Source organism: Geobacillus sp. JS12, from assembly GCF_001592395.1.
Classification (GTDB): Bacteria; Bacillota; Bacilli; order Bacillales; family Anoxybacillaceae; genus Geobacillus; species Geobacillus zalihae.
On the sequence record NZ_CP014749.1, the window covers coordinates 552599 to 578742 of the forward strand.

The 26144-nt window shown below is 54.4% G+C and carries 21 protein-coding genes, 3 pseudogenes and 1 other annotated feature; of the genes and pseudogenes, 23 read left to right on the top strand and 1 reads right to left on the bottom strand.

Annotation, left to right across the window (positions count from 1 at the left end; genetic code table 11):
• Nucleotides 1-69 precede the first annotated feature (69 nt).
• From A0V43_RS02840 to A0V43_RS18560, 23 genes and pseudogenes are all read left to right on the top strand, one after another.
• Nucleotides 70-582, top strand: coding sequence for a DivIVA domain-containing protein (locus A0V43_RS02840; protein ID WP_011230635.1), 513 nt, complete (start codon nucleotides 70-72; stop codon nucleotides 580-582).
• Between the two features lie 97 nt (nucleotides 583-679).
• Nucleotides 680-900, top strand: a binding site (T-box leader).
• 52 nt (nucleotides 901-952) lie between these two features.
• A complete protein-coding gene (ileS, locus tag A0V43_RS02845) occupies nucleotides 953-3727 on the top strand; it encodes an isoleucine--tRNA ligase (RefSeq protein WP_063192336.1) in 2775 nt (924 codons plus the stop codon).
• Nucleotides 3728-3759: 32 nt separating this feature from the next.
• Nucleotides 3760-3999: a hypothetical protein gene (locus tag A0V43_RS02850; RefSeq protein ID WP_063192337.1), complete on the top strand. Its 240-nt coding sequence runs from the start codon at nucleotides 3760-3762 to the stop codon at nucleotides 3997-3999.
• 289 nt (nucleotides 4000-4288) lie between these two features.
• On the top strand, nucleotides 4289-6310 hold the full coding sequence (locus A0V43_RS02855) for a DUF2339 domain-containing protein (protein ID WP_236930903.1): 2022 nt from the start codon (nucleotides 4289-4291) through the stop codon (nucleotides 6308-6310).
• A complete protein-coding gene (locus A0V43_RS02860) occupies nucleotides 6201-6755 on the top strand; it encodes a P-loop NTPase family protein (protein ID WP_236931007.1) in 555 nt (184 codons plus the stop codon). Before A0V43_RS02855 ends, A0V43_RS02860 begins: the two co-directional genes overlap by 110 nt.
• Before the next feature lie 137 nt (nucleotides 6756-6892).
• A complete protein-coding gene (locus tag A0V43_RS02865; protein WP_011230640.1) occupies nucleotides 6893-7288 on the top strand; it encodes a hypothetical protein in 396 nt (131 codons plus the stop codon).
• A gap of 112 nt (nucleotides 7289-7400) precedes the next feature.
• Nucleotides 7401-9419, top strand: coding sequence for a M1 aminopeptidase family protein (locus tag A0V43_RS02870; protein ID WP_063192338.1), 2019 nt, complete (start codon nucleotides 7401-7403; stop codon nucleotides 9417-9419).
• Nucleotides 9403-10268, top strand: a pseudogene (locus tag A0V43_RS02875) (ATP-binding cassette domain-containing protein). Before A0V43_RS02870 ends, A0V43_RS02875 begins: the two are co-directional and overlap by 17 nt.
• Complete coding sequence (locus A0V43_RS02880) at nucleotides 10261-10893, top strand: hypothetical protein (protein ID WP_063192339.1); 633 nt, start codon at nucleotides 10261-10263, stop codon at nucleotides 10891-10893. The pseudogene A0V43_RS02875 and the gene A0V43_RS02880 overlap by 8 nt, the downstream one beginning before the upstream one ends.
• A 261-nt stretch (nucleotides 10894-11154) precedes the next feature.
• Entirely contained in the window at nucleotides 11155-11649 is a 495-nt protein-coding gene (gene lspA / locus A0V43_RS02885; protein ID WP_206501579.1) for a signal peptidase II, read from the top strand.
• On the top strand, nucleotides 11650-12564 hold the full coding sequence (locus tag A0V43_RS02890) for an RluA family pseudouridine synthase (protein WP_011230646.1): 915 nt from the start codon (nucleotides 11650-11652) through the stop codon (nucleotides 12562-12564). It begins immediately after the preceding gene.
• Between the two features lie 249 nt (nucleotides 12565-12813).
• Nucleotides 12814-13353 (top strand): bifunctional pyr operon transcriptional regulator/uracil phosphoribosyltransferase PyrR, encoded by a 540-nt coding sequence (gene pyrR / locus A0V43_RS02895; protein ID WP_063192340.1) that lies wholly within the window; start codon nucleotides 12814-12816, stop codon nucleotides 13351-13353.
• Nucleotides 13354-13510: 157 nt separating this feature from the next.
• Complete coding sequence (locus A0V43_RS02900) at nucleotides 13511-14812, top strand: solute carrier family 23 protein (RefSeq protein WP_063192341.1); 1302 nt, start codon at nucleotides 13511-13513, stop codon at nucleotides 14810-14812.
• 170 nt (nucleotides 14813-14982) lie between these two features.
• On the top strand, nucleotides 14983-15909 hold the full coding sequence (locus A0V43_RS02905; protein WP_063192342.1) for an aspartate carbamoyltransferase catalytic subunit: 927 nt from the start codon (nucleotides 14983-14985) through the stop codon (nucleotides 15907-15909).
• Entirely contained in the window at nucleotides 15872-17158 is a 1287-nt protein-coding gene (locus A0V43_RS02910) for a dihydroorotase (protein WP_063192343.1), read from the top strand. The genes A0V43_RS02905 and A0V43_RS02910 overlap by 38 nt, the downstream gene beginning before the upstream one ends.
• Nucleotide 17159: 1 nt before the next feature.
• Nucleotides 17160-18254 (top strand): carbamoyl phosphate synthase small subunit, encoded by a 1095-nt coding sequence (locus A0V43_RS02915; protein ID WP_063192344.1) that lies wholly within the window; start codon nucleotides 17160-17162, stop codon nucleotides 18252-18254.
• Nucleotides 18247-21444 (top strand): carbamoyl-phosphate synthase large subunit, encoded by a 3198-nt coding sequence (gene carB, locus A0V43_RS02920; protein ID WP_063192345.1) that lies wholly within the window; start codon nucleotides 18247-18249, stop codon nucleotides 21442-21444. Before A0V43_RS02915 ends, carB begins: the two co-directional genes overlap by 8 nt.
• On the top strand, nucleotides 21441-22214 hold the full coding sequence (locus tag A0V43_RS02925; protein ID WP_063192346.1) for a dihydroorotate dehydrogenase electron transfer subunit: 774 nt from the start codon (nucleotides 21441-21443) through the stop codon (nucleotides 22212-22214). Before carB ends, A0V43_RS02925 begins: the two co-directional genes overlap by 4 nt.
• Nucleotides 22211-23152, top strand: a complete 942-nt coding sequence (locus tag A0V43_RS02930) for a dihydroorotate dehydrogenase (protein WP_063192347.1) — start codon at nucleotides 22211-22213, stop codon at nucleotides 23150-23152. The genes A0V43_RS02925 and A0V43_RS02930 overlap by 4 nt, the downstream gene beginning before the upstream one ends.
• Complete coding sequence (pyrF, locus tag A0V43_RS02935; RefSeq protein ID WP_063192348.1) at nucleotides 23124-23843, top strand: orotidine-5'-phosphate decarboxylase; 720 nt, start codon at nucleotides 23124-23126, stop codon at nucleotides 23841-23843. Before A0V43_RS02930 ends, pyrF begins: the two co-directional genes overlap by 29 nt.
• The gene (gene pyrE, locus A0V43_RS02940; protein WP_063192349.1) at nucleotides 23840-24463 is read left to right on the top strand and encodes an orotate phosphoribosyltransferase; all 624 of its coding nucleotides are present in this window, start codon (nucleotides 23840-23842) and stop codon (nucleotides 24461-24463) included. Before pyrF ends, pyrE begins: the two co-directional genes overlap by 4 nt.
• Nucleotides 24464-24858: 395 nt before the next feature.
• Nucleotides 24859-25098, top strand: a pseudogene (locus tag A0V43_RS20970) (Wall-associated protein precursor); the annotation flags it as partial.
• A gap of 76 nt (nucleotides 25099-25174) precedes the next feature.
• Nucleotides 25175-25350 (top strand): annotated as a pseudogene (locus A0V43_RS18560) (IS1634 family transposase); the annotation flags it as partial.
• Nucleotides 25351-25365: 15 nt separating this feature from the next.
• Here the strand turns inward: A0V43_RS18560 and A0V43_RS02950 are convergent.
• Complete coding sequence (locus A0V43_RS02950) at nucleotides 25366-25926, bottom strand: Uma2 family endonuclease (RefSeq protein ID WP_015374381.1); 561 nt, start codon at nucleotides 25924-25926, stop codon at nucleotides 25366-25368.
• Nucleotides 25927-26144: the final 218 nt, after the last annotated feature.

The window sequence follows — 26144 nt, forward strand, 5'->3', positions numbered from 1 at the left end:
GGCAGGAAATCGGCAAACCGTGTCGAATGAAAGTGAAGAAAAGGAATGATGGAGACGGAGGTGGCCGTTGTGCCGTTGACGCCATTGGATATTCACAACAAGGAATTCAGCCGCGGGTTTCGCGGGTACGATGAAGACGAAGTGAACGAGTTCCTCGATCAAGTCATTAAAGACTATGAAATGCTCATCCGTGAAAAAAAGCAGCTGGAAGAGAAAGTGGCCGAACTGACGGAAAAGCTGAACTACTTTGCGAACATTGAGGAGACGCTCAACAAGTCGATTCTTGTTGCTCAAGAAGCAGCGGAAGAAGTGAAGCGGAATGCGCAAAAAGAGGCGAAGCTGATCATTAAAGAGGCGGAAAAAAACGCCGAGCGCATCATCAGCGATGCATTGGCGAAATCGCGGAAAATTGCCCTCGAGATCGAGGAGCTGAAGCGGCAGTCGAAAGTGTTCCGCGCCCGTTTCCGCATGCTTGTCGAGGCGCAGCTTGATATGATCAACAGCCGCGATTGGGACGAGTTGATGGAGTATGAGGCGCCGGATTTGGAAGAAGGGGCGAGAGAACCGCTGTCACAGCCTTGACGAACCGAAGACGTTTCGGTTATAATAATTGGCAAAAATCGCCGCATCAGCCGCCGTGGGAGGCGGTTGGCTTTTTTCAGGATGAATAGCGAAATAGCCATCGACGATGAAAGGGACAGTAGCTCTTGTACGACCGGTCGCAGCGAGCCGGGGATGGTGGAAGCCTGGCATCGGCGCAAGAGTGAACATCACCCTGGAGTTCCATGCCGAACATCAAGTAGGCCATGGCGCGTCATTCCCGTTACGAATGAAAAGTGGGCTGTGCGTCGTTTGCATGGCCAAGAAGGGTGGTACCGCGAGACCGTTCTCGTCCCTTGCCGGGGGAGAACGGTTTTTTATTTGGAATCTATCGTTCGAAGGAGGAGCAAGGATGGATTACAAAGAGACGCTGCTTATGCCGCAAACCGAGTTCCCGATGCGCGGCAACTTGCCGAAGCGGGAGCCGGAGATGCAAAAAAAATGGGAGGAAATGGACATTTACCGGAAAGTGCAGGAGCGGACGAAAGGGCGTCCGTTGTTCGTGCTGCATGACGGCCCGCCGTATGCCAACGGCGACATTCATATGGGCCATGCGCTGAACAAAATTTTAAAAGATATCATCGTCCGCTACAAATCGATGAACGGCTATTGCGCGCCGTACGTGCCGGGCTGGGATACGCACGGACTGCCGATCGAAACGGCGCTCGCGAAGCAAGGCGTCGACCGCAAATCGATGAGCGTCGCCGAGTTCCGCAAGCGGTGCGAGCAATACGCGTATGAACAAATCGACAACCAGCGCCGGCAGTTCAAGCGGCTCGGCGTGCGCGGCGACTGGGACAACCCGTACATTACGCTCAAACCGGAGTACGAAGCCCAGCAAATTAAAGTATTTGGCGAAATGGCGAAAAAAGGGCTCATCTACAAAGGGTTGAAGCCGGTCTATTGGTCCCCGTCAAGCGAATCGGCGCTCGCCGAAGCGGAAATCGAATATAAAGACAAGCGTTCGCCGTCGATTTATGTCGCCTTCCCGGTGAAAGACGGCAAAGGCGTGCTTGAGGGCGATGAGCGAATCGTCATTTGGACGACGACGCCGTGGACGATTCCGGCGAACTTGGCGATCGCGGTTCATCCGGATTTGGATTACCATGTTGTCGATGTCGGCGGAAAACGGTATGTCGTCGCTGCCGCCTTGGCGGAATCGGTGGCGAAAGAAATCGGTTGGGACGCATGGTCGGTCGTCAAAACGGTCAAAGGAAACGAGCTGGAATACGTCGTGGCGAAACATCCGTTTTATGAGCGCGACTCGCTTGTCGTCTGCGGCGAACACGTTACGACCGATGCCGGCACCGGCTGCGTCCATACGGCGCCGGGCCACGGGGAAGACGACTTTCTCGTCGGGCAAAAATACGGACTTCCGGTCCTTTGCCCGGTCGATGAGCGCGGCTACATGACCGAGGAAGCGCCGGGATTTGAGGGGATGTTTTACGAAGACGCCAACAAGGCGATTACACAGAAGCTTGAGGAAGTCGGCGCTTTGTTGAAGCTCGGGTTTATCACCCACTCGTATCCGCACGATTGGCGAACGAAGCAGCCGACGATTTTCCGGGCGACGACGCAATGGTTTGCGTCGATCGATAAAATCCGCAGCGAGCTGCTTCAAGCGATTAAGGAAACGAAATGGATTCCGGAGTGGGGGGAAATCCGCATCCACAACATGGTGCGCGACCGCGGCGACTGGTGCATTTCCCGCCAACGCGCCTGGGGCGTGCCGATTCCGGTCTTTTACGGCGAAAACGGCGAACCGATCATCACCGATGAAACGATCGAGCATGTGTCGAACTTGTTCCGCCAATACGGGTCGAACGTCTGGTTTGAGCGCGAGGCGAAAGACTTGCTGCCGGAAGGATTCACCCATCCGTCGAGCCCGAATGGCATCTTTACGAAAGAAACGGACATTATGGATGTCTGGTTTGACTCCGGTTCGTCGCACCAAGCCGTGCTCGTTGAACGCGACGATCTCGTGCGTCCGGCTGATTTGTACTTGGAAGGGTCCGACCAATACCGCGGTTGGTTCAACTCATCGCTGTCCACCGCCGTTGCCGTCACCGGCAAAGCGCCGTATAAAGGCGTGTTGAGCCACGGCTTTGTCTTGGACGGCGAAGGGCGGAAAATGAGCAAGTCGCTCGGCAACGTCGTCGTGCCGGCGAAAGTGATGGAACAGTTCGGCGCCGACATTTTGCGGCTTTGGGTCGCGTCGGTCGACTATCAAGCGGACGTGCGCATCTCCGATCATATTTTAAAACAAGTGTCCGAAGTATACCGGAAAATCCGCAACACGTTCCGGTTTATGCTCGGCAACTTGTTCGATTTTGACCCGAACCAAAACGCCGTGCCGATTGGGGAGCTTGGCGAAGTCGACCGCTATATGCTGGCGAAGTTGAACAAGCTGATCGCCAAAGTGAAAAAGGCCTATGACCGCTACGATTTCGCCGCGGTTTACCATGAGATGAACCATTTCTGCACCGTTGAGCTGAGCGCGTTTTACTTGGATATGGCGAAAGACATTTTATACATCGAAGCGGCCGACTCGCGCGCCCGCCGCGCCATGCAGACGGTGCTGTATGAAACGGTCGTCGCGTTGGCGAAGCTCATCGCGCCGATTTTGCCGCATACCGCCGATGAAGTGTGGGAGCATATCCCGAATCGAAGAGAAAACGTCGAAAGCGTCCAGCTCACCGATATGCCGGAGCCGATCGCGATCGACAGCGAAGAAGCGCTGCTGGCGAAATGGGATGCGTTTATGGACGTGCGCGATGATATTTTCAAAGCGCTCGAGAACGCCCGCAATGAAAAAGTGATTGGCAAATCGCTGACCGCGAGCGTCATCGTCTACCCGAAAGACGAGGCGCGGAAGCTATTGGCGTCGCTTAATGCCGACTTGCGCCAGCTTCTCATCGTTTCCGCCTTTTCGATCGCCGATGAGCCGTATGACGCCGCGCCGGCCGAAGCCGAGCGGCTCGACCACGTGGCCGTCCTCGTCCGCCCGGCGGAAGGCGAGACGTGCGAGCGGTGCTGGACGGTGACGAAAGAAGTCGGCGCCGATCCATCGCATCCAACGCTTTGCCCGCGTTGCGCACATATCGTGAATGAACATTATTCCGCGTAACGAAAAGCGGCAGGCTGCCTCAAGGGGCGGCCTTGCCGCTTGCTTTTGGTGGAGGAAAAAACCAAAACGATGGTGTAAAAAGCGCAAAGGGATCAGGGGGTTGTCAAGAAAAAGTGCAGAATGTTGCAGTGTATAAATTTATATACATGCTCATTGAAAACTTAACATTTGACTTCTCCTGCAACGAGCTTCCTCCCCCATGGCGCAGCCTGCGGGTTGAGCCTACAAGATTTTTAGAGGAAATGATGCAGCGCTTAGGGTGTGCAGGATAACGGAGAGGTTAACTCTTCATGTTGCATGTATATAGTTGTGTAGTTGAATCAATTCTATAGTTGAACGAATTCTGTCAAACTCCGTGTCTCATGAGCCTCCGTCGCATTTACTCCATTATCTTCGACCACACGTTTGCTTAAAATTATAAGGTTTATAGCGCAATTTTCCTATTATTTGTGAATATACTGTGAATTTCCATGTAAAAGGTTGACATCTTCTTTTTTTCTCTTTATAATGCCATTGAATTTTACAAACATTTCAAATTCATGATTAGAGAGGGCATTCCATATGAAATGGGTGTTCATGTCAAGAATGGCGTCCCGCTTAAAAGCAGAAGTTAGTTTCCTATTCGCATTTTCTGGGGTTTTGATCTTTGTTTGCCTCAATCCCCATACGATTAATCCAGCGGAATGGATTTTATATACGAAATACTTGGTTCCGATTGGAATGGCGGTCTGGCTGTTCTTCAGCTTCCGCTTGCATGTATCGTTGTTCACTTCGACGCCGATTCACTGGATCGCGATGAATGACATCATGCCAAACCCGCAAACGATCGTCTTCTGCCAAGCTTTGATCGCGTTTGTTTGTTTTTTCGCTTGGCAACTGGCCTTGGCCGGGATCATCGCCGGTGCGGTGGTGATCAACTATTCAGCGGGTTGGGATCTTTTCACTTTTCTGTTTCCGTTGTATTTGATTCATTTTCTTCTCCCATTTCTATGGGCGTGGATGATCGGATTGTCCGCAGGCGCTGTTTATGCCTATCATTCTTCGAAAAAAGCGATGTTGCTCGTTGGTGTGTTTGTTTTGTGGATCATCGTGCTGTTTTCTTTGGAATATCGCAATCCATCCTTCTCCTTGTGGGGAAACCATCGTTGGCCTTACATTGACCCGTTATTCAGCCTAACCTTCCAAAAAGAACGCGTGCTGATCAAGTTGGCGTATATCCTTTCTTCCATTGCCGTTTATGGCGTTTTTCGAAGCATGCGGCGATCCTTCGCGGGGCTTGCGGCTGGTGTGACTCTCGTTATTTTCGTAACATTTTTCCTTCAACATGCACAATCAAAATTCCAGTTGGATGACATTCTGTTGGCAAACGACGCCAAACTCTATCAACAAATCAAACATCAGGCTCAACCCAAGAACATCCCTTTGCATGGATATTGGAAAATCAAGGAGATCGAGGTGAATCCGAAATCCACGTATCCGATCAAAGCCACACTCTCTCTGCATCCGAACGAACGCACCGTTCGTTTTTCGATCAACGAGCAATTTCAAATCGATCACATCCAAGGCGGAGGGAAGCGTTTGCCCTTTCAACAAAAAGGAAACGTTGTTCAGGTGCAGACCAATGGTGCCCCATCCATGACGATCTATTATCGACATACGTTCGGCTCAACCTTTTATCCGTTGACATCGGGCGTCACGTTGTTGCCATTTGAAGCCAACTGGTATCCGCAGTCCATGGATTCAACGCTTTACGATCTCGACTCATCCGGAACGCTTCACTCCAATGTAGAAACGAAAACATGCACACGAGTCAAGGTGATTGTCGGAAAGGAAAAGTACCGTTGGCATGGGGGCCATCTCCCTTGTCTCTCCGTGATCAACGGTCCTTACAAACAAATTCAAGTGCAACATACTCGTTTCCTTGTTTATAAACCATTTCTCACTACAACAAGAAATTATATGGAATTGAAGCATCAACTCGTTTCCATCCGCAATGAGCTATGCCACTTGTTTCCGAATCTTGCAAATACAGATTATTGCACAAAAGAAGTCAAGAGCGTCTCAATCATCCCAAAAAGCATCAACACCACAAACCTTTCGCTCTACGACAGCACGGTGGCTGACGGAACCTATACATTTTACGTTGATCCGTTCTTGGACGTCAATGGCATCCCGGCAACCAAACATATTCAGGAGTTGGCTGCGTTTTTCATCCCATACCGATTGTTCGAAAACGAACAGATCAGTCTCTTTGCCGGCTTATATTTAATGGAAAAATTACATATTCCATCTATCGGATATGGAAACAGGATAGCGGAAAAGTCCTCCATCGACTCAACAACGTGGGAGCACTACATGGCACGATCCATAAAAGAAAAAGAAAACATATTGATTCAACTAGCGCAAGGAAGGGGAAAGGAGACAAATGATGGAATTGAAAAATGTGACCCTCAAGCACCGTCGCCAACTGATTTTGCATCATTGTTCTGTCAATCTTCCTTCCCAATCCATCATTCTAGCCAAAAATCACATTCGCACAGATATTGTCGCCAAAGCGCTTGCCGGCTTTCATCCTATCGATGAAGGGGAAATCCATTTCGATGAACAGGCAGCAAAAGGAAAACGCAATAAAACCGTATTTTTCGTGATTCCTGAGAACTACCACCAACTGTGGAGAAACTATCGTTTGCAAGATATTTCGATATGGCTGAATCGTCCTTTTCAGCAATCGGCGCTATGGAAAAAATATCGCCTCCCTTCCCATGCATCCATCGATTCATTGACGATGTTTCAACGGCTGATTTATCTTGTTTCTCTTGGACAGTCGCTAAATCGCACAGTATTCATTTTCGATCAGCCGACGAAACACTTTGACTTCGAAGACTTAGAACACTTTTACCATTTTTTACGTCATGATTTTGTGGATGCTAACTATATGATCTTGAGCAACCGAATTGAGAATGGATTTACTGATCTTTCAATTTATCAAATTCATAATGCAAAATTAGTTGCCTTTGAAAGGAGGTGAAAAAGAGTGTTAGGAAACAACAATGAAAAATGGAAAAGCTCATCGTTATTGGTTCCATAGCCTCTTACGAAATGAAGCTGGAACCGCAGTAAAGACGAGAACAAGCGATATAATATTTGGAGAGGAGAAGGGATAACATGATCGTGAACCGAAAAAAGAAATGGAAATCAAAATGGGCATCTTTATCACTGGCAGCAGCAGTAATAGCCACTGCCGGTGCAGCGGGAGCAGAATCCGCAACAGCCTTTTTAGATGGGTCAAGTACTTACAGCAATACAAAAACTATTAGAGCAAATACAAATGGTACAGGGAATATTCATGCTGTAAATAATGGTGCCAATACCCAAACGAGAGGCTATGCTTACAAATCGATTGATTGGTGGCCCGACAGCGTCGTCGCCTCCACCAACTGGCTCAATCCTAGGCAAGAAGAAACGCGCAATTTTACACAACAAGAAGGCGATAAATATTATGGCCAAATTGTTGGTCAAACGGTTGGTTCAAGAGGATACGTGACCATTACGGTCAAATAACGATGCCGAATCCGGATGATAAAGGAGTCAGGGATACGCGTAAAAAATAAAGCGGTCCCTGACCGCATTTTTTCTTTTGTCAACTTCTTGGAAAGAAAGCGGTTGATCGGCGATGAGGTGGAAATGGCTGTTTGTTTTTTATTGGAAACGATTGTTGAAAAGCAAGTTATACATTGGTGCTAGTTTCTCTTTTTTTCTTTTGCTGGCCGTACGGTTTACACTATTTTTTACCGATCCGTACAATATGGAGAGTTATGGGGATATCCCTCATGAAGTGTTCATGCTTGTCCAAATCGTTTCGCTCTTTTACATCGTGTGGTTCTACCTTCTCTACTCCAACGAACTTCGTTACGGCGTTTCGTCATGGTTCGCCGACGGCTACCGGATTTTGCTGGAGAAAATGAGCGCCTTGCTTGCGGTTCATGCGCTGTGCCAAGGGATCATGCTGATGATGAGCTGCGGCGTTTTTTCAATCGTGTATCTCTTCGTTGGGGTGGAGCCTTCGGATCTGTATTTGTCGCTGCTTCGGTTTCTCGCCGTCTATCAGTTTGGACCGCTCGTGCTCACCGTCCTGTACGGCGTCATCATCGCGCTGCTGTTGGAAACGAAAAAGGTCAGTTTTTTCGCTATGTTGCTTGTATGGATCCTGACCGGACCGATGACGACGGAGCTGTTCATCGATCTGTCCAAAACTGTTCATGCCCGCGACTGGGCGTCGCTGCTGTTTATCGGAAAACACGCGATTCAACAAGCGTATGATTCCTACATCGGGTTTGAGGTCGACCGCGGCGGGGAATGGAAACTAGCCACGTGGCTTCTCGTCCTTCTCGGCCTGGCCTTGCTGTCGTCGATCCGCTTTGCGCAGACGAGAAAGGAGCGGCATACGATTCTTAAAGCGCTGCTTGTCTTTCCCGTTCTCATCGTCTTGACCGCCTACAGCTCCTTGCAAACAAACACCAAGGCGTTCACCCGGGCCGATCAGACGACCGAACTTGAGGAGTACCGTCGAATGCCGCAAACCATCAAGGCCGATTTGCGCTACCGTATCCAGTCGTATGACATTTCTTTGCATGGATCGCGTGCGGTCGTGCGCGTGGCCTTGTCCCAGTTGGACACGAACCGGCCCACGTTTCAACTGTACCATTTGTATCCGCTCCACTCGATTGAAGCGGACCATCAGCCCGTCAAGTTTACAAGAAACGGCGATCTCGTGACCGTGTGGCTGCCGAAACGCACCTCGACGCTCACGTTTTCGTATGAGATCGTCGATACAGCTCTCATCCCGTACACCAATGGCCGTATCGTTCTGTTGGCTGATCGAGCGTGGTATCCGAAAAAACGAGCTACACACATGTATCGGACCTACGAATATCGAGTAGCGGGAACGAGAGCTTGGGGCGGGGCATTCACCGATCAATTCTTTCCGGACGAAACATATACGTTTACCTTGAACGTAGACGGCGATGTGCTGTTTTGCAATGTGCCAAAGCGGGGGACGGTTTACCGAGGGAAGGCGCAAGCGGTCACCTTGATCAAAGGGCAAGGGCATCAACTCGTCGATCAAGGATATGAGATCACCTACCCGGCCGATTGGCCGCACATGGCGGAACGGGCGCCGACGGTCATCCACCAGATGGAAAAAACATTCCGTCATGTACAACAAATCGCATCAACGGCGGTTTCATCGTTGCCGAACAAGATTGTCTTCTCTAGTTTCGGACTGTCCTCCTTTCTCGCAAACGATCATCTTGTATATAACACAAATGACTTATATGGGATCGATCAATATATTATGGAACAAAATTTTTACGAAAAAATACTTCGGCTTTCCGTACCGCCGAAAGGATCGCGGATCATGTACAACGAGTGGATTTCGCTGGCCACCCGCTGGCTGATGCAAAAACAAGGCCTTTCGGTGATCGACTGGAGCTCCAAAAGCGAGTGGTTCGAGTCGCAACCGTCATCCGTAAAGAAGCAAATTGAAGCCATTTATCAGGCGTTTCAGCCGCTGGATGTCGACCAAAAACAACAATGTTTGCGGACATGGTATGCGAACATGGATGACGGTTGGACATGGGACCGCATCTTTGAGATGATGCAGGAGGTGAACGGCGTTGGCGGTCGTCATTGAAGGATTGACGAAAATCGTGAAAAAGAAGCCGATTTTATCCGATGTCTCCCTCACCCTCTCCGGCGTGTACGGCTTGCTGGGACCAAACGGCGCCGGCAAGACGACGTTGATGCGCATTGTGGCCGGACTGTTGGAGTTCAATGCCGGACAGGTGTTGCTGGGGAGGAACGGATCAGCACCGGCACGAGAGTAAAACGGGTGAACGAGATCGGCTATTTGCCGCAAGAGTTTATGATGTACCCGGAGCTGACGATGTATGAAGTGCTGGAGCATCTCGCCGTCTTGCAAGGGGAACATCCCGCCGCCTGCCGCTTCAAAATCGAGAAGGTCATCGAACAAGTCAACTTGTCTTCGCACCTCAACAAAAAAATGCGCGAGCTGTCCGGCGGCATGCGGCGGCGAGTCGGCATTGCCATGCTGCTGCTTCGGGAGCCGTCCATCCTGCTGTTTGATGAGCCGACGGCCGGGCTTGACATCCGCGAGCGCGTGCGGTTTCGCAATTTGTTGAAGCGGCTGGGGCACGATCATACGATCGTCATCTCTTCGCACCTTGTCGAGGACATTGAATTTTTGTGCACGAAAATCGGGGTGTTGGACCGCGGCGTGGTGCTGTTTGAAGGCAGTCCCGATGAGCTCAAGCAAAAAGCCGCCCCTTATACGTATGAGTTGGACGTGCCATTGGAGGAGCTTGACTCGGTTATGGCCGCCAACGAAGTCGTTCAAATGAGCGAAGAGCCTTCCCACGTCGTCGTGCGCGTCTTGTCCGAACAACCCATCGGCCGGCCTGTCGCCCCGCGGCTGATGGACGGATATTTGGCGTTGTTGAAAGAGGCGGAAGCGCATGGATAAAAAAACGATCGCCCATCATTTTTCTTTTGACCGCCGCTTGCTCGGCCGATTGTACTGGTTTCCGTTTCTCGTGTATGGGCTGTGCGTCGGGTTGATGGCGGTCTTGTCCGCCCGCTCCGACGAACCGTTTTTGCCGTACACCGTCATCCAAGGCATTGCCGTGCCGATCGCCGGATGGCATCTCGTCTTTTTGTACCGCCATTTGTACGACGAAGGGGCGAAAGACGCGTTGGTATGGCATTACCGGAAAGCGGTCGTCTTCGACTTGGTCCGCTATGCCGTTTTGCATGGGGGATGCATCGCTCTTCTTGTCGCGGCGGTCATAGGGATTCAAGGAACGATGTTTCTCACCGCTCCCGTGTTGGGGCACCTGTTTCTGTTGTTTTTGTTTTACCAGTTGATTGGGCTTGCCTTGTTAGGCGTCTTTGGCAGCCTGGATGTCGCCTTGTCCGTCATCGCGGTCTATACCTTTATGGAAGTCGCGACGCAAGGGACGTTCATGCCGTGGCCGCATCTGTTTTTGTTTCAAGCGCCGGCCGATTCGCTGTCCCTCCTTCTCCCCATGATGTGGCTGGGGGCGGGCATTGTGATCGCCGCCATTTTGATTGGACGGGAGTTTTGGTAAACGAATTGGAGGCCATCGGCTGAATGTGGGAATGGGGAGCTTCTATGGAACGATGTCCGTTCGTTAGTGCACCCGGCCGCCCACTCCTCTTGCTGCTTCCATGGTCAGGAAGTGGGAAGTCGTTTCTCCTTTTTATCATGGCTAATTGAGATGGCCGCCGTAAATCGAAAAATCGAAAAAAGCTCTCCATAAAGTCTTGACTGACTCCTTTTTGCCGCTTCATTTGTTTGCCATGGCGAATTATGCTACAATGCAAAAAGGATGAATGAGAAGGACAGGGGACTTGGCACGGTGGCATACTATTGGATTGCGGCGGCGGTCGTCATCCTCGACCAATGGACGAAATGGCTTGTCGTCCGCTATATGCGGCTTGGGGAAAGCATCCCGATCATTGACAATGTGCTCTATATTACGTCGCACCGCAACCGCGGCGCGGCGTGGGGGATGCTCGAAGGGCAGTTTTGGCTCTTTTATTTGATTACAGTCGTTGTTGTGGCAGGTATCATCATCTATATCCGCCGTTTGAACCCTTCCGAGCGTTTGGCGGGCGTAGGGCTTGGGCTGATGCTCGGCGGGGCGGTCGGCAACTTTATCGACCGTGTGTTCCGGAAAGAAGTGGTTGACTTTATCCATACGTATATTGGCACGTACAGTTTTCCGGTGTTCAACGTGGCTGACTCGGCGCTGACGGTCGGCGTCATCTTGCTGTTTGTCCATATGTTTTTTTTCGCGACACCAGAGAAAGGGAATGAGTAGATGGACACGATCACGTTTCACATCGAAGACGAATATGACGGCGAACGAATTGATAAAGTGATCGCGGCGTTAAATGAGGAATGGTCGCGTTCGCAAGTGCAGCAATGGATCAAAAACGGGCTTGTGACCGTGAACGGCCAGACGGTGAAAGCGAACTACAAATGCGAGGCGGGCGACTCGGTCGCCGTTTCGCCTCCTGAGCCGGAGCCGCTTCATGTCGAGCCGGAGCCGATTCCGCTGGACATTTATTATGAGGATGAGGATGTCCTTGTCGTCAACAAGCCGCGCGGCATGGTCGTCCATCCGGCGCCCGGGCATATGCGCGGCACGCTTGTGAACGCGCTTCTCGCCCATTGCCGCGACCTGTCTGGGATCAACGGCGTGCTTCGCCCCGGCATCGTCCATCGGATTGACAAAGACACATCAGGACTATTGATGGTGGCGAAAAACGACGCCGCCCACCGCTCGCTCGTCGAGCAGCTGGTGAACAAAACGGTGACGCGCCGCTACAAGGCGATCGTCCACGGCGTCATTCCGCACGATTATGGCACGATCGATGCCCCGATCGGCCGCGACAAGCGCGATCGAAAGAAAATGGCCGTCACCGAGGAAAACGGCAAGGAAGCTGTCACCCATTTCCGCGTGCTCGAGCGGTTTCGCCATTATACGTATGTGGAGTGCCAGCTGGAAACAGGGCGGACGCACCAAATTCGCGTCCATATGAAATACATCGGCTATCCGCTCGCTGGCGACCCGCAATACGGGCCGAAAAAAACGCTCGCCATCGACGGCCAGGCGCTTCACGCCGGGGTGCTCGGCTTCCGTCATCCAAGAAGCGGCGAGTATTTGGAATTCGAAGCGCCGCTGCCGCCGGAGTTTGCCGAGTTGCTTGATTGGCTGCGAAAAAACGATTGACAAACGAACACGCCCCCTTTACAATGAAAACAGGTGAACAGGAACCTTTAAGTTCAGTCCTGTGAGGCTGAAAAGGGTCGGAATGACAAAGAAGGGCGATGTATGCCCATCTTGTTTGGCGATAAGCGCGCCATGCCCCCGCTTCACAGGCGGGGGATTTTTTTATGAAAACAGGCGAACGTCCTCTGTTGGCGGGCCGCCTGTGGGAACGCGCTCGCTGCGTGCATGCGCTGTTAGGAGGTGGACGGAATGCAAAAGGCGGTCGTGATGGACGAACAGGCGATTCGCCGCGCTTTGACGCGCATCGCCCATGAAATCATCGAACGAAACAAAGGCATTGAGAATTGCGTATTGGTCGGCATTAAAACGCGCGGCATTTACTTGGCGCGCCGCTTGGCTGAGCGGATCGAGCAAATCGAAGGGGCGTCCGTTCCCGTCGGTGAGCTTGACATCACCTTGTACCGCGACGATTTGACCGTGAAGACGGATGACCATGAACCGCTTGTGAAAGGAACGAACGTGCCGTTTCCGGTGACCGAGCGGAATGTCATTTTAGTCGATGACGTGCTCTTCACCGGCCGGACGGTGCGGGCGGCGATGGATGCGGTCATGGATTTGGGCCGCCCGTCGCGCATCCAGCTCGCCGTGCTTGTTGACCGCGGCCACAGGGAACTCCCGATCCGCGCTGATTTCGTCGGCAAAAACGTGCCGACCTCCCGTTCGGAGCTGATTGTCGTCGAGCTTTCCGAAGTGGACGGCGTTGACCAAGTGTCGATTCATGAGAAATAAAACAGCTCCCTTTTAAGCGCAGTCCCGTGAGGCTGCAAAAGGGGCGGAATCGTTTCGGGCGTTTCTGCACCCTCTTTGCGCCTTCATGGGCAAAGAGGGTGTTTTTGTGCACACTAAAAAACGAACTTCGCTCATTTGGCGAAAGGAGAGGCGAAAGATGAACAAACCGGTGTTGGATATTCAAGACCGCCCGACTGTGGGGCAATGGGTGACGTTAAGCTTGCAGCATTTGTTCGCCATGTTTGGGGCGACGATTTTAGTGCCGTACTTAGTCGGGTTGGATCCGTCGATCGCCTTGCTCACAAGCGGGCTCGGGACATTGGCGTTTTTGCTCATTACGAAATGGCAGGTGCCGGCGTATCTTGGCTCCTCGTTCGCCTACATCGCGCCGATCATCGCGGTGAAAACGGCCGGCGGCCCGGGAGCGGCGATGATTGGCAGCTTCCTCGCCGGATTGGTGTACGGGGTTGTCGCCCTCATCATTAAAAAAGCCGGCTACCGCTGGGTGATGAAGCTGCTGCCGCCGGTTGTCGTCGGTCCGGTCATCATCGTCATCGGTCTCGGCTTGGCCGGCACGGCGGTCGGGATGGCGATGAACGGCCCGGACGGCAAATACAGCCTGCTTCATTTCTCGGTGGCGCTTGTGACGCTCGCGGCCACGATCGTCTGCTCGGTGCTTGCGCGCGGCATGTTGAGCTTGATTCCAGTGCTTGTCGGCATCATCGTCGGCTATCTCTACGCGTTGGCGGTCGGGCTCGTCGATTTGTCGAAAGTGGCGGCGGCGAAATGGTTCGAATGGCCGGATTTCTTGATCCCGTTTGCCGATTATCCGGTGCGCATCACTGCCGAGATCGTCATGCTCATGGTGCCGGTGGCGATCGTCACCTTGTCCGAACATATCGGCCACCAGCTTGTGTTAAGCAAAGTCATCGGCCGCGACCTCATTCAAAAACCGGGGCTGCACCGCTCGATTTTAGGGGACGGAACGGCGACGATGATCTCCGCCTTGCTCGGCGGCCCGCCGAAAACGACGTACGGGGAAAACATCGGCGTGCTCGCGATCACCCGCGTCTACAGCGTCTACGTGCTCGCCGGCGCGGCGGTCATCGCGATCGCCTTTGGCTTCGTCGGCAAAATCACGGCGCTCATCAGCTCGATTCCGACGCCGGTCATGGGCGGCGTGTCGATCTTGCTGTTTGGCATCATCGCCTCGTCCGGATTGCGGATGCTCGTTGACAGCCGCATCGACTTCGGCGCGACGCGCAACTTGGTCATCGCCTCGGTTATCTTGGTGATCGGCATCGGCGGTGCGGTGCTGAAAATCAGCGACAGCTTCCAAATCACCGGCATGGCGCTCTCGGCGATTGTCGGCGTCCTGCTCAACTTAGTGCTGCCGGGGCGTCCGCAAGAAGCGGAAAATTTATTTGAAGCTGAAAACGACAGCGGCCATGTTGCCTAAATCGAATACAAAACACCTTTTAATTAAGTCCCGTGAGGCTTGAAAAGGTGTGAAAACAGGCGCATCCAGGGCCGGAGTGCACCTTCTCCGGTTCTGCCATGCGCTGATCGTCACACCTTGCCCAGCCGGCAAGGTGTTTTTTTTGCAAAAAAAGAAAGGGAGAGAGGCCAATGACCCATCTTTTTACATTGAGCGAACTGCCGCTTTCCGACATCACCCGGCTGCTTGATGAAGCGGAAGCGTTCCGCCGCGGCCGCGCTTGGCGCCCGGCGGCGCCGATGTATGTCGCCAATTTGTTTTTCGAACCGAGCACGCGCACGAAATGCAGCTTCGAGATGGCGGAACGGAAGCTTGGGCTTCATGTCATCCCGTTTGACCCGGAACGGTCAAGCGTGCAAAAAGGGGAGACGCTGTACGATACGGTCAAGACGCTTGAGGCGATCGGCGTTGACGCGGTTGTCATCCGCCACCACGAAGATGCGTATTTCGAAGCGCTCCGTCATGCGGTCGGCATCCCGGTCATCAACGCCGGCGACGGCTGCGGGCATCATCCGACCCAGTCGCTCTTGGACTTATTGACGATTCGCCAAGAGTTTGGCGCTTTCACTGGCTTGACGGTGGCGATTATCGGCGACATCCGCCACAGCCGCGTCGCTCGCTCCAATGCGGAAGTGTTGACACGATTGGGCGCGAACGTCCTGTTTTCCGGACCGGAAGAGTGGAAAGACGAAACGAATCCGCACGGGACGTACGTCGAACTCGATGAGGCCATCGCCTGCGCCGATGTCGTGATGCTGTTGCGCATCCAACATGAACGCCATGCGGAAACGATGGGGCTGACGAAAGAAGAGTACCATGCGCGGTACGGGCTGACGCTTGAGCGGGCGCGGCGGATGAAACCAGGGGCTGTCATTTTGCATCCAGCGCCGGTCAACCGCGGGGTCGAAATCGCCAGCGAACTCGTCGAAGCGAAGGCATCGCGCATTTTTAAACAAATGGAAAACGGCGTCTACGTGCGGATGGCGGTCTTAAAACGGGCAATGGAAGGGAGAATGGAGTATGGACGTATGGCTGAAAAATGGCATGTCGTTCAATAAAGATGGGGAATTGATGCGGACACATCTCAAAATCGAACACGGAACCATTGCGGCGATCCTGTATGAACAGCCGCTCGAAGCGGATGGGGAGGACGTGATCGACGTCGGCGGCCGTCTCATCGTTCCTGGCCTGATCGACTTGCACGTTCATTTGCGCGAACCGGGCGGCGAAGCGAAAGAAACGATTGAAACGGGCACGCTCGCCGCGGCGAAGGGCGGTTTTACGACCGTTGCCGCCATGCCGAACACCAACCCAGCGCCGGATCGGAAAGAGCAGATGGAACGGCTGCAAGCCCGCATCCGCGAAACGGCGCTCGTCAACGTGCTTCCGTATGCGGCGATCACGATCGGGCAAAAAGGAGAAGAGCTGGCTGACTTTGCGGCGCTTAAAGAAGCGGGAGCGTTCGCGTTCACGGATGACGGCGTCGGCGTCCAGTCGGCTGGGATGATGTTTGAAGCGATGAAACAGGCGGCGGCGCTCGATATGGCGATCGTCGCCCATTGCGAGGACGACACGCTGACAAACGGCGGCGCGGTGCATGACGGCGAGTTCGCCCGGCGCTATGGACTTCGCGGCATTCCGTCTGTGTGCGAGGCGGTGCACATCGCCCGCGACGTCCTGCTCGCGGAAGCAGCGGGATGCCATTATCACGTCTGCCATATCAGCACGAAAGAGTCGGTGCGCGCCGTCCGCGACGCGAAGCGGGCCGGCATCCGCGTCACGGCCGAAGTGACGCCGCACCATTTGCTCTTGTGCGACGAAGACATTCCGGGGTTGGATGCAAACTACAAAATGAACCCGCCGCTGCGCAGCCGCGCGGACCGCGAGGCGCTCATTGAGGGCCTGCTCGATGGCACGATCGATTTTATCGCTACGGATCATGCGCCGCATACAGCAGCGGAAAAAGCGAAAGGCATCGAGGCGGCGCCGTTTGGCATCGTCGGGCTCGAGACGGCGTTTCCGCTCCTATATACGCATTTTGTCAAAACGGGTGTGTTTTCATTAAAGCAGCTTGTCGACTGGCTGACGATCAAGCCGGCGCAATGTTTTGGCCTTAAGGCCGGGCGGCTTGCCGTCGGGGCGCCGGCGGACATTGCGGTCATTGATTTGGAAACGGAAGAAGCGATTGATCCCGAGACGTTTGCCTCAAAAGGGAAAAATACGCCGTTTGCCGGCTGGAAATGCCAAGGCTGGCCGGTGATGACGTTCGTTGGCGGAACACTCGTATGGAAGAAAGGAAGAGAATGACATGAAACGGCAGCTCATTTTGGAAGACGGTTCGTTTTTTGTCGGCGAAGCGTTTGGCAGCACGAAAGAGACGACCGGCGAAGTCGTCTTTAACACCGGCATGACCGGGTATCAAGAAATTTTGACCGACCCGTCGTATTGCGGGCAAATTGTGACGATGACGTATCCATTGATCGGCAACTACGGCATTAACCGCGACGACTTTGAAGCGATCCGCCCGTACGTGCACGGATTCATCGTCAAAGAAGCGTGCCTCATGCCGTCCAACTGGCGCGGCGAACTGACGCTGGATGAGTATTTAAAAGAAAAAGACATTCCGGGACTCGCGGGCATTGACACGCGCAAACTGACACGGGTCATCCGCCAGCACGGAACGCTGAAAGGAATGATTTGCGGGCTGGATGTCCATCCGGCGGAAGCGGCGGCCAAGCTGCGGGCGATGGAGTGGCCGCGCGACCAAGTGCGGCGCGTCTCAACAAAAAGCGCCTACCCAAGCCCGGGGCGCGGCGAGCGCGTCGTCTTGATCGACTTTGGGATGAAGCACGGCATTTTGCGCGAACTGAACAAGCGAAACTGCGATGTCATCGTGTTGCCGTACAACGCGACGGCGGAAGACGTGCTCAGCTGGCATCCGGATGGGGTCATGCTCTCGAACGGACCGGGCGACCCGAAAGACGTGCCGGAAGCGATCGAGATGATCCGCGGGATCTTGGGCAAAGCGCCGCTCTTTGGCATCTGCCTCGGCCATCAGCTGTTCGCGTTGGCGTGCGGGGCGAATACGGAGAAGATGAAATTCGGCCATCGCGGCTCGAACCATCCAGTCAAAGACTTGCGCACCGGCAAAGTCGCCATCACGGCGCAAAACCATGGTTATACGGTCACGCATGAATCGCTTGCCGGCACGCGTCTTGAAGTGACGCATGTCGCCTTAAACGACGGCACGGTCGAAGGGCTCCGCCATCTCGATTTCCCGGCGTTTACGGTGCAATATCATCCGGAAGCGTCGCCGGGGCCGGAAGATGCGAATTCGCTGTTTGACGAGTTTTTGGCGCTCATCCGTGAGTTCAACAAGAAAGGGGAAGTCATCCATGCCTAAACGCCGCGACATTGAAACGATTTTAGTCATCGGCTCGGGGCCGATCGTCATCGGCCAGGCGGCCGAGTTCGACTATGCGGGAACGCAAGCGTGCTTAGCCCTAAAAGAAGAAGGATACAAAGTCATTCTGGTGAACTCAAACCCGGCGACGATCATGACCGATACGGAAATCGCCGATAAAGTCTATATGGAGCCGCTGACGCTTGAGTTTGTCGCCCGCATCATCCGCAAGGAGCGGCCGGATGCGATTTTGCCGACGCTCGGCGGCCAGACGGGCCTTAACTTGGCGGTCGAGCTCGCCAAAGCCGGGGTGCTCGAGGAGTGCGGCGTCGAAATTCTCGGCACGAAGCTTGAAGCGATCGAAAAAGCGGAAGACCGCGAACAGTTCCGCGCTCTCATGAACGAGCTTGGTGAGCCGGTGCCGGAAAGCGCGATTATTCACAGCTTGGAAGAAGCGTACGCCTTTGTCGAACAAATCGGCTATCCGGTCATCGTCCGTCCGGCGTTCACGCTCGGCGGCACGGGCGGGGGCATTTGCACGAACGAAGAAGAGCTTGTCGAGATTGTGTCAACCGGCTTGAAGCTGAGCCCGGTGCACCAATGCTTGCTCGAACGGAGCATCGCTGGCTACAAGGAGATTGAATACGAAGTGATGCGCGACGCCAACGACAACGCCATCGTCGTCTGCAACATGGAAAACATCGACCCGGTCGGCATTCATACGGGTGACTCAATCGTCGTCGCCCCGAGCCAGACGTTAAGCGACCGCGAATATCAGCTTTTGCGGAACGCGTCCTTGAAAATCATCCGCGCCCTTGGCATCGAAGGCGGCTGCAACGTCCAGCTGGCGCTCGACCCGGACAGCTTCCGCTATTACGTCATTGAAGTGAACCCGCGCGTCAGCCGCTCGTCGGCGCTGGCGTCAAAAGCGACGGGGTATCCGATCGCGAAACTGGCGGCGAAAATCGCCGTCGGGCTGACGCTTGACGAAATGATCAACCCGGTCACCGGGAAAACGTACGCCTGCTTCGAGCCGGCGCTCGATTATGTCGTGACGAAAATTCCGCGCTTTCCGTTTGACAAATTTGAATCGGCGAACCGCCGCCTTGGCACGCAAATGAAAGCGACCGGCGAAGTGATGGCGATCGGCCGGACGTTCGAAGAATCGCTGTTAAAAGCCGTTCGTTCGCTCGAGATCGGCGTGCATCATCTCGAATTGAAGGAAGCGAAACACGCGGCCGACGACGTGATCGAAAAACGGATCCGCAAGGCGGGCGATGAGCGGCTCTTTTACATCGCCGAGGCGCTCCGCCGCGGGGTGGCGGTCGATACGTTGCATGAATGGAGCCAAATTGACCGCTTTTTCCTGCATAAGATTCAAAACATCATCGAGATGGAAACAGTGTTGAAAAGCCGCCAGGGCGACCTTGACGTGTTAAAGAAAGCGAAAGCGCTCGGCTTCTCCGATGCGGCGATAGCGGCGTTATGGAACAAAACGGAGCGCGACGTTTACGCGCTGCGCCGCCAGGAAGGCATCGTGCCGGTGTACAAAATGGTCGATACGTGCGCGGCCGAGTTCACGTCGGAAACGCCGTACTACTACAGCACGTACGAGGAAGAAAACGAATCGATCGTGACGGAAAAACCGAGCGTCATCGTGCTTGGTTCCGGCCCGATCCGCATCGGCCAAGGGATTGAGTTTGACTACGCGACCGTCCATTGCGTCTGGGCCATTAAGCAGGCCGGTTATGAGGCGATCATCATCAACAACAACCCGGAAACGGTCTCGACCGACTTCAGCACATCGGACAAACTGTATTTCGAACCGTTGACGGCTGAAGATGTGATGCATGTCATCGACCTCGAACAGCCGGTCGGCGTCATCGTCCAATTCGGCGGTCAGACGGCCATCAACTTGGCGGCGGAACTCGAAGCGCGCGGCGTCCGCTTGCTTGGGACGACGCTTGAGGATTTGGACCGTGCCGAAGACCGCGACAAATTTGAACAGGCGCTCTCGGAACTCGGCATTCCGAAGCCGGCCGGCAAAACCGCCGTTTCGGTCGAAGAAGCGGTTGCCATCGCCGAAGAAATCGGCTATCCGGTGCTCGTCCGCCCATCGTACGTGCTCGGCGGCCGGGCGATGGAAATCGTGTACAACCGCGAAGAGCTGCTTCATTACATGGAACATGCCGTGCGCGTCAATCCGCAGCACCCGGTGCTCGTTGACCGGTACATCACCGGCAAGGAAGTCGAAGTCGACGCCATCGCCGACGGCGAGACGGTCGTCATTCCGGGGATCATGGAACATATCGAACGGGCCGGCGTCCATTCCGGTGACTCGATCGCCGTCTACCCGCCCCAGACATTAAGCGCGGAAGTGATCGACAAGATCGCGGATTACACGATCCGACTGGCGCGCGGACTGCATATTGTCGGGCTGTTGAACATTCAGTTTGTCGTCGCAGGAAGCGACGTCTACGTCTTGGAAGTGAACCCGCGCTCAAGCCGCACGGTGCCGTTTTTAAGCAAAATCACCGGCGTGCCGATGGCGAATCTCGCCACGAAAGCCATTTTAGGGGCGAAGCTCGCCGACATGGGCTATGAGACGGGCGTCTGCCCGGTGCGCCCCGGCGTGTACGTGAAAGTACCGGTGTTCTCGTTTGCGAAATTGCGCAACGTCGACATTTCGCTCGGCCCGGAAATGAAATCGACCGGCGAAGTGATCGGCAAAGACGTGACGTTTGAAAAAGCGCTCTATAAGGGGCTCGTCGCCTCCGGCATCCAGATCCAGCCGCACGGGGCGGTGCTGTTGACGGTGGCCGACAAAGACAAAGAAGAAGCCGTCGAGCTGGCGCGCCGCTTTGCCGACATCGGCTATCAGCTGCTGGCGACGAACGGCACGGCGGAAACGTTGAAAGCGGCCGGCATTCCGGTGACGGTCGTCAATAAAATCCACTCGGCGTCGCCGAACATTTTGGATGTCATCCGCCAAGGGAAGGCGCAAGTCGTCATCAACACGCTGACGAAAGGGAAGCAGCCGGAAAGCGACGGCTTCCGCATCCGCCGCGAAGCGGTCGAAAACGGCATCCCATGCTTGACGTCGCTTGATACGGCAAGGGCGATGCTGCAAGTGCTCGAATCGATGACGTTCTCGACAACGGCGATGACGGAAGGGCTGGTGCGGTCATGATCGGCCGTGAACGAATGACGGTCGCAAGCCAGCGGCGGATCGCCGAGCGGACGTATGAATTGACGCTTTCCGGCCGCCTCGTGCAAGAGATGAAACAGCCGGGCCAGTTCGTTCATGTGAAAGTGGCCGCATCCGCCGATCCGCTTTTGCGCCGCCCGCTCAGCCTTTGCCATATCGACCACAAGCAGGGGCAATGCACGATCATTTACCGCCAGGAAGGGAAAGGCACGGCGATGTTGGCGCAAAAACAGCCGGGCGATGCGGTCGATGTGCTCGGCCCGCTCGGCAACGGCTTTCCGCTCGAGGCCGCGCCGGCGGGCGGCCGGGCGCTGCTGGTCGGCGGCGGCATCGGCGTCCCGCCGCTCTATGAACTGGCGAAACAGCTCACAAAGCGCGGCGTCAAAGTGGTGAGCGTGCTCGGGTTCCAAACGAAAGCGGCGGTCTTTTATGAAGAGGAATTCGCCGCGTTTGGGGCGACGTATGTCGCAACCGATGACGGCTCGCACGGAACGCCGGGCCGCGTCACCGATGTGATCGAAGCGCGCTTGCTTGAGTTTGACGTCTTGTACGCCTGCGGCCCGAAGCCGATGCTTCGGGCGCTGGCGGAACGGTTTCCGAACCGGCCGGTGTACTTGTCGCTGGAAGAGCGGATGGGCTGCGGCGTCGGGGCGTGTTTCGCCTGCGTCTGCCATGTGCCAGGGAGCGAGACGGCGTATAAAAAAGTATGCAGCGACGGTCCGGTGTTTCGGGCCGGGGAGGTGGTGCTATGAACCGGCTTGCCGTTGAACTGCCGGGTCTTTCGCTCAAAAACCCGATCATGCCGGCGTCCGGCTGTTTCGGATTTGGCCGCGAGTACGCCCAATTTTACGATTTAAGCGTGTTAGGCGCCATTATGATCAAGGCGACGACAAAAGAGCCGCGCTTTGGCAACCCGACGCCAAGGGTGGCAGAAACGCCGGGCGGGATGTTAAACGCCATCGGCCTGCAAAACCCAGGCCTTGACAAAGTGCTGGCGGAAGAACTGCCGTGGCTTGAACAGTTTGACGTCCCGATCATCGCCAACATCGCCGGCTCGACGGTGGAAGAGTACGTCGAGGTGGCCGCGGCGATCTCACAGGCGCCGAACGTCCATGCGCTAGAGCTCAACATTTCCTGCCCGAACGTGAAAAAAGGCGGGATTGCGTTCGGCACCGTGCCGGACGTGGCCGCCGAGCTGACGCGGCTTGTCAAAGAAGTGTCCGCCGTGCCGGTGTACGTGAAGCTGTCGCCGAACGTCACCGACATCGTGGCGATGGCAAAAGCGATTGAACAGGCGGGCGCCGATGGCTTGACGATGATCAATACGCTCGTTGGCATGCGCATCGACGTGAAAACAGGCCGCCCCGTTTTGGCCAACGGCACCGGCGGCTTATCCGGCCCAGCGGTCAAGCCGATCGCCATCCGCATGATTTACGAAGTGAGCCAGGCGGTGTCGATTCCGATCATCGGCATGGGCGGCATTCAAACGGCGGAAGACGTGCTCGAATTTTTCTATGCCGGCGCGAGCGCGGTTGCCATCGGCACGGCCAACTTCGTCGACCCGTTCGTCTGCCCGACGATCATCGCCGACCTGCCGGCGCTGCTCGATGAACTCGGGATCGGCCACATTTCCGAATGCATAGGAAGGAGCTGGAAGACTGGTGCACACGCCGTTCATTGTCGCGCTTGATTTTCCATCAAAACAAGAGGTGGAGGGGTTTTTGCGCCCGTTTGCCGGAACGCCGCTGTTTGTCAAAGTCGGGATGGAGCTGTACTATCAGGAAGGGCCGTCCATCGTCGCGTTTCTCAAAGAACAAGGGCATGCCGTCTTTTTAGACTTAAAACTGCACGACATCCCGAATACGGTGAAACAGGCGATGAAAGGGCTCGCCCGTGTCGGCGCCGATTTGGTGAACGTCCACGCCGCCGGCGGCCGGCGCATGATGGAAGCGGCGATCGAGGGGCTTGACGCCGGCACGCCAAGCGGCATGAGGAGGCCGCGCTGCATCGCTGTCACCCAGCTGACAAGCACGGACGAGCGAATGCTTCACGAGGAGCTGTGGATTTCCCGCCCGCTTGCGGAAACAGTCGCCCATTACGCCGCCTTGGCGAAAGAGAGCGGGCTTGACGGCGTCGTCTGCTCGGCGAACGAAGCGGCGTTCATCAAAGAACGGTGTGGCGCCTCGTTTCTCGCCGTCACCCCGGGCATCCGCTTTGCCGATGAGGCGGCGCACGATCAAGTGCGCGTCGTCACGCCAAAGCGCGCCCGCGAGCTCGGCGCCGACTACATTGTCGTCGGCCGCAGCCTCACCCGCGCCGCCGATCCGCTTGAAGCGTACAATCGCTTGCAGCACGAATGGAACGGAGGAGAGAGAGAATGAAACACGACATCGCCGCCAAATTGCTTGAAATCGGGGCGGTCGCCCTGCAGCCGAACGAACCGTTCACCTGGTCCTCGGGTTTGAAATCGCCAATTTATTGCGACAACCGCCTGACGCTCGCTTACCCCGACGTGCGCCGCACGATCGCCGACGGCCTCGCGGAGCTGATCCGCACCCATTTCCCGGAAGCGGATCTCATCGCCGGCACTGCAACCGCCGGCATCCCGCACGCCGCCTGGGTAAGCGAACGGCTCGGGCTGCCGATGTGCTACGTCCGCAGCCAAGCAAAAGCGCACGGCAAAGGAAAACAAATCGAAGGCAAAGCCGAACCGGGCCAGCGCGTCGTCGTCATCGAAGACTTAATCTCGACGGGCGGCAGCTCGCTTGCGGCCGTCCGCGCCTTGAAAGAAGCGGGCTGCGAGGTGCTGGGCGTCGCCGCCATTTTCACATACGGGCTCGAAAAAGCGAAACAGGCGTTTGCGGCAGAGAATTTGCCTGCCTACACGCTTACGGACTACAACACCCTCATCGAAACGGCCGTCCGCCTTGGCGCCGTCAGCGAGCACGACTTGGCGACATTGCGAAAATGGCGGGAGAATCCGGAGGAGTGGGGGAAATAAAATCAACGCAAGCGAAAAGGGGCTGACGCAAAAGCCCCTTTTTGATGAAATTTCACCGAAGTACTAGAAGACCGGTGAAAAACCGCTGTTTTCCTTGATCGATGGGTGAACGTGTGAAAATAGGGGCTGATGCTACAAGGATTTTCTACTTGAGAAGCGATTCCGGGAAGCTGTTGCCCTAGTAAATCACCGGCCTTCTAGGATTCTTTCTCCATTTTGACGACAAATATTTTACTCACGCAAGCTTCTGCAAGAAAATGAAAAACCATGTCGAACTTTGTCTGTTCCGAATGGCCGTAAAATTCAGTGTATCTTTAATGAAGCAGCCAATCACAGGTTTCTTCCACCTACACCCCAGTTGTAAATAGCAGCTTTGAAGGAACCACAGCGAATTGGAGTGGAACAATGATTTATCGGATCGCTTCAAACAGCTGTTGTTAGCAAACGGCACTTCCGTCAACTATGAATATGACGCGAATGACAATATGACTTCGAAAGTCATTCGTACAAGCGATGGCCAGTCACAAGAGTTTACCTACTCTTATGATGCGACCGGCAAACTCATCAAAACCGTCGGTCCGCTCCATGATGTGACCACGAATGACTATGATGCCAACGGAAATAAAATCAAAACTTCACGACAGGAAACGGAGCCGGCGCTACTTTTACGTATGATGACCGCGGCCTCGTGGAAAGCGTTTCGGTCGGTACGGCGGCCGGAAACGGCCCCGACCAACCGGACAAGCGATTTTTCAATGGTTTTGGTATGTGAGAATCGTTCTGTTGGAACTGCCGGATGGGCAAATCCAACGCAGGCTAGGGAGACCACCCCTGATCAGCGAAGGATTCTGCAGGGATTGGGCATGGATGAGAGCATTGACGTGTAAGTCATACGGATATTTTTATTGAAAAAATAATCGCCTCGCCTCGAGAGAAAAATCGGTAAATAGAAAAGAGATGATGGTTTCATTTTCCCCAAACGCTTCTCTTTTTTTAAAAAATCCATCTTCTAACCCAAATACTTCAATCGTTTTATACAAAGGGTCAACAATCCAATATTCTTTTACACCAAATTGTTCGTATAGTTTAAATTTTTCATTTCGATCTTTTAATGCTGTAGACGGAGAAAGAACCTCGACAATGAGTGTTGGCGCGCCTAAACAGCCGTTTGGTGTTAAGTTGTTTCGATTGCAAATGACAGAAATATCGGGTTGAACGACATGTTTTGCATATGTGTAGTCATCGTTTTCGGAGAGACGAACATCAAACGGAGCAATGGCAACGTAGCAATCTTTATTTTGAAAGTACGAACGAAATGCGAACGATAGTTCCATAACGGTAAACTGATGCTCCCACGTTGGTGAAGGGCTCATGTTGTAAGCTTTTCCATCAATAAGCTCCCAACGCCCATCCCATTGAATATAATCGGCATACGTATACAGTTTGGATGGTTCTGGATTCATCGGATCTCCCTCGCTTTTTTCATTATTATACCATATCCAAAACGGCAACGATGATTGAAGATAACAAATTGCATTCGCGATGGCGGCTTGTGGTTGACTCGACAAGTTTGCCAAGCGGGCTGTCCGTAAGGCCAATGCAGCTGGTCTTACAGACAGCCCGCTGTCTTTGATGCGGCGCTGGACCGTTTCGGTTTGCGGGAGTTCGCGCGAATCGCCCG